The following is an 11,536-nucleotide window of genomic DNA, read 5'->3' on the forward strand; positions in this document are numbered from 1 at the left end:
TTTTTTATCTTGCTACATGATAAATAGCGATCGCCTACTTTAGTCTAAACTCCAGGAAATAAAGGACTTTTGGTTTCATACTGAGTGATGAATGAATCTCAAATTTTCTTGGTGCAAGATGTGAACAACGCAGTAGTAACTGCATAAGCAACTACTAGTAGCACCTATATATACAAAGTAGTTCGCATTTTCTGCTTTCCTCCTTTGCTATTGCGCTATTAATACAGAATTAACTGCAATTTCTAGTGAGTCAGAAATATGAATAAACGTCAAAGTATAGTACAAAAGTTTTCCACATTTCTTAGCTTTTTAAGTCCAAGAAAAAGTCTCATACATCAATGGATAACAGAATCGGAATTGGAACGTAATATCAAACAACAAGTGCAAACACATCCAGAAAAGACAGCAGAATTATGGGCACTTTACTTTTTAAGTATTTTACAAAGTAAATCCCAGGAAGAGGAGAAAAGTGGAGATATCGGGGAACAGAAAAACAACAGACAATTTGTTGATATATTATCCTCTATACATTATCCAGTCACTACTCAATATTCATTTCCCAGCCAGCATTTAAAAGCAGAAAAGCATCTGTCAGCCTACTTACAAGAAGCATGTTATCAGGCAGCAAAAAAGATACAAAAGCAATTTCAATCAATTCAATATAAATATTCATTAGAAGATTTGTTCCAAATCGGTAATTTATTTGTTAGTCAACCAGCAAAACTCTTCCGTAGTTTTAAATTAGAATATCAAGACAGTAGCTTGGAAAGCTATGCAAAAACTGCTATTTACCGCTTCATTGGCAATACAATTTATACTCAAGATGTAGAAGCGAAGCGAGAAAAGTTTTCTGATTATGGCTTGTTGAAGGATTTAAATAACAAAGAATTAAAAGAAGCCTTAGCATCAAAAGGAATAAACACTAGCCAACTTGATTCATACTGCTTAGCTAGACAATGTTTTCATGCAGTTTATCAACCTCAAAAAAGACAAAGTAGCCGTAGTTTAGAATCTCCTAGTCAGGAAGATTTAACTCAAATTGCCTCCTGCTACAATCAGCGACACAATCAGTTAAACTTGCCAACCGTACTAGCTGACTCTAAGAAAATTCAAGAAATGCTATCAACCTGTATTCAGGCTGCGCGCGACTATCGTACTAAACGTGTTCTGACTTTAGAAAATGATGACATTATTTCTGACCCCATGCCTACTCCTTGGGATATTGTCACCCAAACAGAAGAAACAGAGCAAATAGAATCCTTAGTCTCTAAGATATTTACAACCATACCAGAGATTGGTCAAACAATGCTAAAACTTTGGCTGGGATTAAACTTAACTCAAGCTGAGATAGCAACAGTGTTAAAGCACAAATATCCAGAATTAAAAAAACAGTATCAAGTAGCTCGTCAGTTGGGAAAATATAGTAGAAATTTCTTAAAAGAATTTCTTCAGCAGTGTCATCAACTAAATCCCGAAATGTCTTTGCAGAATGACAAAGATATAGAACTAATTCAAGAGTCGTTAGATGAATGTTTACAGTCATACTGTCAACGTTTATTATACGCCTATTTAGAGCAATTAACTCAGCAATACTACAGTGAAGACGAATTTTTAATATTGACTGATTTAATACACAATGAACAACCAGGATACGAGCAAACAAGTAAGTTGATAGAAAAAAAGCAAGGTTTTATACAAGCTTTTGAAAAGCAACTAGAAAAAAATATGAATTTATCTCCTGAGTCTTTGAAATTTGTCAACAGGAAAATAGCTGGTATTGTGAGCGAATGGTTACAATCGTCAGTTAACTAAATTCTGACTTTTCCCGTTAAGTCCGTTTAGCAAGCTGCCAACCCTCACGGGGCTTTCAAGGGTAGGTGTTTAAAATTTAGGCGGTGGAGAAGGTAATTTGGGAAACATTTGGTTCTGAAGTAAAGGGAGGTCAAGACTCAGGGAAAAAATCTTCCTCGGGTAAGGGAAGATGATTGAGAAATGCGGCTTTAATCACTAAAAAACCACGACGGAAACAACGCTCGCCAACGGTGGGAAGACCTGTTTTTAAAATTGCGTCGTGCGACATGAGTAGGTGGTAACTCATCCAAACTACTGATGGGCATCTTGGAATCAGCTGCACCACCAACGCGTTCCTTGCCAGAGAGTGGCGATCGCGATTGCCTTCGGCAGAGCTTCGCTTAACGCTAGCCAATGTCTTTCAGCGCGTTTTGGGTCAGTAATCTTCGTTTGATGCCATGCCAAACCACCACGTTTACCGTCTTTAAACATACACTCAATCCAACAGCGCATAGAATACCAGCAAGCATCCGCAAGTTCGGGTTGTAAATCCGTAAGAATGAGCCAAGGGTCGGTATAACCCTCATCCCAACGACCTAAAAGCGTACAATCAATCGAGTTAGTTTTAAAACAAGTCACTAGTCCTTTCCAAGACTGACCAACTTGTGGAATCAAAGCACTGATTGGTTGCCACTGCTGTTGACCAAGATATCTAAATTGTCCCTGTTGGTTAATACGCATGAACGGATGCCACCCCATAGACTTAATTTGGTTGTAAAGCCAATCTGAGAAATGTTCTTGAGTTGATCGTTAATTGTCTCAATAATTGAACGTTTACGCGACAAAAGCTTATCATGGAGAAGCATGAGCTTATTTTTCATGTTGCGACGGGGTTTGGCAAAAAATTGGATTCTAAACTCTTGCAACAGTTGAGAAGCAAGTTTTTCAGAAACATAGCCGCGATTGCCCAAAGGGCAGACGCCAAAGGCGTATCGCCAAAGATTTTTCCAAAAAGACCACACAGTAAATCGGGAACGGGTTTACGGTCATCAATATTACCAGGAGTCAAAGTGACATTTAAAAGTTGACCAAGCTCATTGACTACTTTTGTGTTGTTTAAAACCAAAGAACCAATCGACAGAAGTTTTTCCACGAGCGGCTAAACCTTTAAAAACTTGATGCCGAGATATTCGACGATTATGACAGACTTTCAGACATGTTGAATCGATAAAACTGATACCCGTACATTGTCCAAAACAATGCTTCAGATAGATGCACAAAGGTATCAAGGTTGATGGTATCCATTCTATGAATCGTTGATAACTCGGCAGCGCCGGAAAAGCACAACTCCATTGCTGTTTAACTCTTAAGAAACACATTTTAAAACCCTTATATAGCAAGAATTTCGAGAGATTGTGTTTCTTTTATATGTAACGGGAGCGATCGCCGCGCCCGTAAGAGGCTCACATCTTGCACCTGACCGAACAAACCCGTAAAAGGCAAATAAAGAGTATTAAAATGTGACGGTACAGGAAGAGAGCGAAATCAGTATATTTGGGTTATAAATTAAACTAATTTATAACGTGATATTACACATGCAGTCACAAAAGGAATTAAGATGCAGGGATGATGCTTTGCGTCATCCCATAGTGCGATCGCTCACTAATTTCAATTCTGGAGTTTGAATTTGCTTTGATAGCAGAAAATATGAGAAAAAGGGCGTGAAATATCTAATCAAATAAAGCAAGAACAATGCTTGGATACGCCCAAGAACTAGTCTATACCCTCAAAGAATTGATGCCCACGCAGTACCAGAAAGATAATCTTGAAGCAATGCTGGGATTATTCTTGGAAGCGCAAGGAAATCCATTACCAGAAAACTCTAAAACCAAGTCAGCAAGTGCCTTAAGTCGGTTTTTGAATATCAACCCCTGGTCAACACGGTCAATTATCCGTACAGTTCGTAACCAAATACTGGAAATGATTTTAAAGACTTTATCTAAATCGGGTAAAGGACGTAGACCATTTTTACAGGTAATTGTTGACCTCACAACTTTGGAAAAACGGGGAAAATTCAAAGAATTTGAGGACTTAATCTCAGTTTACAATGGTAAGCGAGGATTACATATGGTGGTACTCTATTTGGTAGTTGGAAAGTGGCGTATACCTTGGAGTTTTAGAGTATGGAGAGGTAAGGGTACACCTTCGCAAGCGCAACTAGGACTGAAATTGGTCAAACTTTTACCACCATTACTGACTAAACATTTTCAGGTAATGATTTTGGCGCTCTACAGCGTTTAGTAGTGTAGAATTCATCCACGGCATACGCAAACTGAAATATCATGCAATTACAGGTGTAGCAATTAGCCGTAAATTGAGTGACGGAAGAGTTTTAAGACATTTACGTAAAGCTCGCCGGGGGAAGCTTCCCCCGGCAGACTTTACACAAACAGGGGCAACAAGTTCGTTTGGTTGGCTTAAAATTTCCTGTTACCGTTTCTTGGTACTACCTGAAACGTGATAATGGCAGGCTAGAAAAGAGATTTGTGTTATCAACTAGACCAATGAGCGCTAGAGAGCCGGTCAAGTAATAATGGTTGACAAAAAAGATGTAATATGGGTGAGTATTTACCGACATCAGTTGGGTATGAGCACAGGTGTAATTTATGCGTCCTCCCTATTGGAATCCTCCAATTGAATTGTCACAAGCAGAACAAAGTATCATCTCTAGGATTAAGAAAGCGAAACTATTCATCTTCTTACGCCACAACCGTTATCACTTGTTTGATGAGGAGTTTCAAGCAGAACTGACCATCATGTTCAAGGACAGTACGGTGGGTTACTGTCCAGTGCCCCCAGCACAATTAGCATTGGCATTAATTTTACAAGCATATACTGGAGTCTCGGATGATGAAGTGATTGAAGCATTGGTAATGGACAGACGTTGGCAGTTGGTGCTCGACTGTCATGATTGCCAAAAACCGCCATTCAGTAAAGGGACTTTGGTAAATTTTAGACAAGCGATAATAGAGTTTGGAGTTGACCAAAGACTAATTGAACGCACAGTAGAAATCGCTAAAGAGCGAGGTGGGTTTGGTTCGTCAAACCTAAGGGCAGCATTGGACTCCTCTCCGTTGTGGGGAGCCGCAAGAGTAGAAGATACCTACAATCTACTGGATCACGCTTTACGTAAAGCGGTGAGGTTAATGGCACAGGCTTCAGAACAAACAATTGCAGAAGTTGCTCAAGAAACACAAATAGATAATGTAGTTACAGAAACTTCGCTCAAAGCAGCTTTAGATCTGAACTGGGATGACCCAACTGAGCGCTCATATGCTTTAGAAGTAGTTCTGAGTGCCCTAGATAATATAGAATCTCATGTAGAAAAAAAAACTACTAATCAACAGCTTTCACCTGTTTTAGAAACTCTACAGGTGGCACGACAAATTCAATCCCAAGATGTAACTATTGATTCTCAAGGTCAACTAATACTGAATAAGAGTGTAGCTAAACATCGACGGATTTCTATTGAAGACCCAAATATGCGTCATGGACGCAAAAGCCGCTCACAACGTTTTAATGGTTATAAACGTCACGTGTTAAGGGATTTGGATATTGGGGTAGTGCGGCAGTAGGTATTACCGGAGCTAACATTCCAGAAGCTCAAGTTACAGAGGCGATAGATGCAGATTTGAAAGCTCAGAATGTGAAGATGGTAGAGTTGCACATTGACCGCGCTTACCTACCTAGTCATTGGGTTAAACAACGTTCCCAAGGCTTAACTATTTTCTGTAAAGCTTGGCCTGTACGTAATGGAAACCACTTCACCAAGGCAGACTTTGTACTAGACTGGGAGCGAGGTCTGATTCGCTGTCCTAATAATGTAAGTATCCCGTTTGAGCAAGGAAAAACTGTTCACTTTCCTACATCTAAGTGTAGTGTTTGTCCTGTACATGAACATTGTACCAATTCTGTTAGAGCTCGCAGTGTTTCCATTCATCCAGATGAAGCTTTCATGCAGGAGTTACGTCAGCGTCAGAATACTGAATCTGGAAGAGCTAAACTCCGAGAACGTTCTCAAATAGAGCATACCTTGGCTCATCTGGGTCAATGGCAAGGTGACCGTGCCCGTTATATTGGCGCTCGCAAGAACTTATTTGACTTGCGCCGTGTCGCAGTTATACATAATCTCCATGTAATTGCACGTATGTCTGTTCCAGCTTTTTCCCAACTAGTTTCTTAAACCCTCCTCGTTAACGATCGCTTTGTCTAGTTCTTTGTTATCCCTTGTTTTTTACTATCCATATTATCTCTTATTTGTCAACCATTATTACTTGACCGGCTCTCTAGCACTATTAAGTGCTGGGGAAAGCGAAGGTGGCAGATAGAGGGCTGGTTCAAAACCATAAAGCATCGTTTTGGTTTACATCGCTTTGGTCAACGTACTCTACTTGGAATGTATCGCTGGCTCATCCTTTCTTTGACTGCTTACCTTCTAGCCCACTGGACTTATCTAGAGACTCAGTTACCATTACCGCCTGATTGGGGAGAGGCAGCCCAAACAGCAAGAGAAACATTTTTTCCTCAAATAGTTGTGTCTTTTCTTTTACTTGATATTGAGCGATTAATTCCTCTCGCACGTAGTTGTGGTTTTGACATCTATTTTTCCAGGTGCAAGATGTGAGCCTCTTACGGGCGCGGCGATCGCTCCCGTTACATATAAAAGAAACACAATCTCTCGAAATTCTTGCTACTGGTGTTTAGACTAAAAACAGGCGAGCGCTAAAAAATAGTTATTTTGTACTAAAACTCAGGAGCAATGTACTGGTATAAAAAAATAGAGAGCTATCTGCGGTTGAGGCAGACACCCTCCAACGGAAGATGAGAGAAGAACGACCAACTCTCACGCCCCCAATATGAAACGTGCCAAATTAGAAGAATTTCGTCAAGCAGCGTACAAGTATTTAGGTAGAGCGCATGACGCAACTTTTGAACTAACGGATGCAATATTGCTGACTCGTAACGCCTATAGTTTGGCGGGGGTCTAACACGTAAAAAAATCAGGCAGCACGCCACATGCTTCAAGCCGGGGGACCCGTCCAACGCAGTGGCTCCTTTGTTTGGTTGATTAGTGTTCCAAGACGAGTACTCGTAGTAGTAAGGCTGCCTGATTTTTTAGGGGACAATGCGTCGGCTGATTTATCACTATCACCAGTATTTAGACGCAAGTGGGCAAGTATTTATGAAGCGTTACAAGATAGCAGACCACAGCGACAAAAATTGATGCAGTTATACATCAAACAGATGCCAGCACAGGGTCGTCCGTTATTGGCAGGCGACCACACAGCTTGGTCGCGCCCAGATGCGGTGACTCTACAGGAAAGGACGATTGAACACAGCAGTGTCACAGTAGCAGGGAACAAACCAATTACCGTTGGTCAGGGCTATAGTACTATTGCCTGGATACCAGAGGATTCGGGCAGTTGGGCGTTACCCCTCAGACATGAGCGAATTACCAGTTGGGAAAACCCAATTGAGAAAGCAACATGGCAGCTACAACAAGTGTGTGAACATTTGCCCACCAGACCAATTTCGGTTTGGGATAGTGAGTATGGCTGCGCCCCTTTTGTTTTAAAAACTACCAACATCAAAGCAGATATTCTAGTACGTTTGCGTTCTAACCTATGTTTATGGGGCGCACCACCAACATATTCTGGTAGAGGGCGACCCAGGAAACATGGTGACAAATTCAAACTAAATGAACCCTCTACATGGAGTGAAGTCACTCAAAGTATAGAAGTAAACCATCCCAAGCTGGGACGACTCAAGGTGAGCTTGTGGTCAAATTTACACTTTCGCAAAACCGCTACACGCCCGATGTCCCTCATTCGGGTTGAGCGTCTTGATGATCTTGGCAACTTGAGAGTATTAAAACCTTTGTGGTTGGCGCAGGCTGGGAGAACAAATGCCGATTTTAGAAGAAGTTTGGCAACTCTACCTGCGTCGTTTTACTGTTGACCACTGGTATCGTTTTTTGAAGCAACGTCTACACTGGACACTACCTAAGCTCAGTACCCCTAAGCAATGTGAGCGTTGGAGTGATTTAATGCCAATGATGACTTGGGAATTGTGGTTGGCACATGATATCGTTGCGGATAACCCTTTACCTTGGCAAAAGTCATTAGACAATTTGACCCCTGGAAGGGTTGCCCAGGCGATGGGGAGCATTTTAGCGGTGAGCAGCGCGTTGCGGGGGTTCCCCCCGTTGTAGCGACTGCGAACCCGAAGGGTAATTGGTACTCCTGCCCGTTTGCCCAAACCTCGCGGAAAGTCCCCAGGCTGGAAGAGCGGACAACCACGACAACGTAGAATTCGCTATCCTATAGTTATAAAAACTACTACTCGCCCCCGCAAAGAACAACCAGAATCTGCTTAAGATTGTCGATTTTTATCCCTGAAGCTTGTTTCTTTTCAACGAGCGCATTGCTGGGTCGTTTCTTGTTGCTTAGTCTAAATACCAGGATTTGATAATCAGTGAAATTAGTATCCCAGAACTTGATGGTTACGGTGTGCTAACTACGCTGCGCCAAAACCCGGCTACAGCAATGATCCCCTTGATTTTTGTCACTACCAAAACCAGTAGGGCTGACTTCCGCAAAGGCATGGAGCTAGGAGCGGATGATTATCTCTCCAAGCCTTGTACGTTAAAGGAATTACTGAAAGCGATCGCTACCAGACTGGAAAAACGAGCCTTGCTCACGCAGACGTTGGTAGCTCAAGCTCAACGGCGAGTTTCAGAGCCACCACCTACTAATACTGCTAGCATTGCAGTCCAGCAGTTTATCTTTCCGTCCGTCCCCCAGCTCAGTGAAGTCTTCGACTTCATCGAAGCCAATTATCACTTACCGATTACCATCGGTGACGTGGCAAAGGCAGTTGATTACTCTCCAGCTTACCTCACTAACCTAGTGCGACAGCAAACTGGACAAAGTCTTTATCGCTGGATTACCCATCGCCGGATGGCACAAGCATACTTTTTGCTTTTGGAATCTAAGCAAAAAATAAATCAGATTGCTGCTAATTTGGGCTATCAAAATGTCGTTAGTTTCTGCCGTCAATTTCGCCAATACAATGGGAAAAGTCCTCAAGCGTGGAGAACTGAGTGCCACTGTTCTTTAGCTCAACGCAAACAAGTGCAAAACAATTGATAACACATCAAAAGAATTGTTCTTGAAATCCCATCTGAATACCTTATAAACTTGTTTTGTCAAAAGTAAAGCCAGGGCAAATGCCTGCACAAGAAGCTGCAAATCTCATGCTTTCTCTTCTGAAGCAATCTGAGTTATTATCTCAATCAGTTTATCCTTGGGGAGAGCCAGCAGCACGGTGTCTTGATTTAGCTGCCCATCCAGAGATAGCCGAACCATTGCTGTTTCTGGAACAAGAGAATGCACCATGAGCATTACCGGAAGAATTGTTTGACTTCAAAAAAAGACACTGACAACTGCATAGTAAACGAGTTCAATTGCAAGATAGAGTTCAAGTTTATTCAATTTTGTTCAGCCCAAGTAGGAGATAATGATGGTTTTGAAAATTTTGAATGTGAAATTGGAGTCTTCCAACCCATCAGAAAATATTGCACCTCCAAGTCCACCTGGATTACCCATTTTGGGGCATATACCTTTTATGGGTAAATACCAATATCTTACATTTAATAACCTAGCGAAAAAGTACGGTGATGTCTTCCAATTTCGCTTAGGTGCAATCCCTTTAGTTGTGCTTAACGGCGTTGATACCATTAAACAAGCTTTAATCAAGCAGCACGATGATTTTTCAGGCAGAGGAAAGTTTTACCTCCTACAGAATGCAGCTGGAGGTCTAACGATGGGGGCTGCGGAATACGGTTTGCTCTGGAAAAGGCATCGCGAGATTGCTTACAACTCTATGCATATGTTCATTGGGAATAAACAAGCTTCCATTGAACAGATGGTTCTTGAGGAAGCAACTGAACTGGTAAATATCTTGCTCAGCTATGCAGGTCAACCTGTTGACCCGGGAGTGGACATAGGTGTCGCGGTTGAAAATGTCATCTTTAGAATCCTGTTTGGAGAAAGAAATAGCCGTGACGATCAGGATTATGAAATTCTTGTCAAAACAGTTGGGGAATTTGTTAGCAATTTTCCAGGTGCCCTGACAATTGATGTAATACCACAATTTCGCTTTATTTCTCGCATATTTGATCGGCAAAGATTAGAGAAGTTGCATCTCTTTCTTGAAGCGATGCACAGATTGCTTCTCAAGAGAATCGAGCAGCATGAAGCTTCATACAATCCTGAGAATATACGGGATATGACAGATGCATTGCTGAAGGCGGTTAGCGAGTTAGATGAGACAGAAAAACAAACCATAGGTCTCACAAAAAAGCGTGTTGTGCGAGCAACAGTACAAGAAATGATGGGGACAGCATTAGAACCCAACTTTTCAGTAGTACGCTGGGCACTGCTTTATATGATTGCTTATCCCCAAGTGCAGGCTGAAATCGGGTAGACGCCGAGAGGTAGAGTCGAGGGGAGTGTTGCCACTCCACCCCTCTCTTCCGAAACCGTGCTTGCGATTGTTCACCGCACACGGCTACTCAATGTGCTTCCTTTTTGTCATGAGCGGACTTCTGACACTACCATCCAGGGCAGTCTTTTCATCGTGGCAATGTCGATGTAATAGCTGAAGATTTACCCACTCGTCTTTTCCTCCAAGAGAAAGTGGGGTTTTATGGTCAACTTCCATTACATTTCCTGAGAGAAAATGTAATCCGCACCAAGCGCACTTACCCTGTTGTTGTTTTAGCAGTATCGCTTGTCTGTTAGGTAGTTCAGGATGTCTGCCTAACCTAGTACTCCAATACACCAAATCGCCATCATAGGGACTTCTATCACCTTTTACCAACACATAATTATTGCTACAGAAGCGCAAAATCTGTGTGTAAAACTAGCTTTTTAGGATCATCCCCATTTGTGGCAAATGTCCAGTTTCTGTCGCCGATTGGTCGCCAATATAGGCGATGAGCTTTCTTGACATTAAGAGTGCGGCGTTTTGCCCATCTCCGAAGTTTGAGGTATGTCAGATTATCTTGTTTGGAAGATTCTCCTACAGTGCCAATATCTGACACTTTATAATAAGAACTCCATCCTCTAATTACAGGATTAAGGTCTTTAATAAGTGCCGATTGTGGTGATAATCTGTGCATTTTAATGATGCCAGCAATTTCTCGCTGGTGCGTCAAAATTGCTTTCTTTGATGGGGTGATGAGTGTATCAAAACCTAACTTTCTACCGTGGTTATCTTCATCACTACGATATTTGCCCCGTGGGAATTGTTGAATATGATGACTAAGAAAGTCAAATCCAGCAATACCATCTTCACTTAAATTGGGGTCGAGTGTATGAGCTAATCGGGTTTTTGAAGGTTTTAATTGTAAGCCAATGCCAGCTAACCACTCAGAAATTACAGCAATGCACCCAGAAATTACGGACTTGTTTTCGTGCAAAAGTACGAAATCATCGGCGTAGCGGATGACACCAATAGAACGGCGTTTTTCCATCTTGCTTAACTTTTTGAAAGTTAAGTTTTCAACGTAATCCTTAACCACCGTTTCTAATCCGTGTAAGGCGATATTCGCGCTCAAGTGGCGACAATAGAGTAGGGACGGAGCGCACCTTCAAACCTCACGACTTGCGTGTTTCTCTAT

General features: G+C 41.8%; 12 protein-coding genes and 3 pseudogenes. 10 read left to right on the forward strand and 5 right to left on the reverse strand.

Annotated elements, in window-relative coordinates:
* Positions 1-258: 258 nt before the first annotated feature.
* Positions 259-1,812, forward strand: coding sequence for an aminoglycoside 6-adenylyltransferase (locus tag DP117_RS30830; RefSeq protein ID WP_169222004.1), 1,554 nt, complete (start codon positions 259-261; stop codon positions 1,810-1,812).
* 130 nt (positions 1,813-1,942) lie between these two features.
* Here the strand turns inward: DP117_RS30830 and DP117_RS35685 are convergent, their stop codons facing one another.
* From DP117_RS35685 to DP117_RS35700, 3 genes are all read right to left on the reverse strand, one after another.
* Complete coding sequence (locus DP117_RS35685; protein ID WP_211176438.1) at positions 1,943-2,098, reverse strand: hypothetical protein; 156 nt, start codon at positions 2,096-2,098, stop codon at positions 1,943-1,945.
* A 26-nt stretch (positions 2,099-2,124) separates the two neighbouring features.
* Positions 2,125-2,532: a hypothetical protein gene (locus DP117_RS35690; protein WP_211176439.1), complete on the reverse strand. Its 408-nt coding sequence runs from the start codon at positions 2,530-2,532 to the stop codon at positions 2,125-2,127.
* 136 nt (positions 2,533-2,668) lie between these two features.
* A complete protein-coding gene (locus DP117_RS35700) occupies positions 2,669-2,944 on the reverse strand; it encodes a transposase (protein ID WP_339381073.1) in 276 nt (91 codons plus the stop codon).
* 599 nt (positions 2,945-3,543) lie between these two features.
* Between DP117_RS35700 and DP117_RS30845 the strand changes: the two are divergent.
* The 9 genes and pseudogenes from DP117_RS30845 to DP117_RS30875 form a co-directional block, all read left to right on the forward strand.
* Positions 3,544-4,132: pseudogene (locus tag DP117_RS30845) on the forward strand (IS701 family transposase); the annotation flags it as partial.
* 325 nt (positions 4,133-4,457) lie between these two features.
* Positions 4,458-6,034 (forward strand): annotated as a pseudogene (locus DP117_RS30850) (IS1182 family transposase).
* 105 nt (positions 6,035-6,139) lie between these two features.
* Positions 6,140-6,418: pseudogene (locus tag DP117_RS35710) on the forward strand (transposase); the annotation flags it as partial.
* Between the two features lie 289 nt (positions 6,419-6,707).
* Positions 6,708-6,839, forward strand: coding sequence for a hypothetical protein (locus tag DP117_RS37100; RefSeq protein WP_282440337.1), 132 nt, complete (start codon positions 6,708-6,710; stop codon positions 6,837-6,839).
* 28 nt (positions 6,840-6,867) lie between these two features.
* Positions 6,868-7,809 (forward strand): transposase, encoded by a 942-nt coding sequence (locus DP117_RS30860; protein WP_248277901.1) that lies wholly within the window; start codon positions 6,868-6,870, stop codon positions 7,807-7,809.
* The gene (locus tag DP117_RS36670) at positions 7,757-8,062 is read left to right on the forward strand and encodes a hypothetical protein (RefSeq protein ID WP_248277902.1); all 306 of its coding nucleotides are present in this window, start codon (positions 7,757-7,759) and stop codon (positions 8,060-8,062) included. The genes DP117_RS30860 and DP117_RS36670 overlap by 53 nt, the downstream gene beginning before the upstream one ends.
* A gap of 253 nt (positions 8,063-8,315) precedes the next feature.
* Positions 8,316-8,999: a DNA-binding response regulator gene (locus tag DP117_RS30865; RefSeq protein WP_248277903.1), complete on the forward strand. Its 684-nt coding sequence runs from the start codon at positions 8,316-8,318 to the stop codon at positions 8,997-8,999.
* A gap of 80 nt (positions 9,000-9,079) precedes the next feature.
* Positions 9,080-9,250: a hypothetical protein gene (locus DP117_RS30870; protein WP_169222006.1), complete on the forward strand. Its 171-nt coding sequence runs from the start codon at positions 9,080-9,082 to the stop codon at positions 9,248-9,250.
* Between the two features lie 122 nt (positions 9,251-9,372).
* Positions 9,373-10,338 (forward strand): cytochrome P450, encoded by a 966-nt coding sequence (locus DP117_RS30875; RefSeq protein WP_282440338.1) that lies wholly within the window; start codon positions 9,373-9,375, stop codon positions 10,336-10,338.
* 84 nt (positions 10,339-10,422) lie between these two features.
* Here DP117_RS30875 and DP117_RS36675 read toward each other — a convergent pair whose 3' ends face one another.
* Both DP117_RS36675 and DP117_RS30880 read right to left on the reverse strand, forming a co-directional pair.
* The gene (locus DP117_RS36675) at positions 10,423-10,737 is read right to left on the reverse strand and encodes an HNH endonuclease (protein ID WP_339381075.1); all 315 of its coding nucleotides are present in this window, start codon (positions 10,735-10,737) and stop codon (positions 10,423-10,425) included.
* A 10-nt stretch (positions 10,738-10,747) separates the two neighbouring features.
* Positions 10,748-11,389: a group II intron maturase-specific domain-containing protein gene (locus tag DP117_RS30880; protein WP_248277905.1), complete on the reverse strand. Its 642-nt coding sequence runs from the start codon at positions 11,387-11,389 to the stop codon at positions 10,748-10,750.
* Positions 11,390-11,536: the final 147 nt, after the last annotated feature.

The organism is Brasilonema sp. UFV-L1 (genome assembly GCF_012912105.1).
Taxonomy (GTDB): domain Bacteria; phylum Cyanobacteriota; class Cyanobacteriia; order Cyanobacteriales; family Nostocaceae; genus Brasilonema.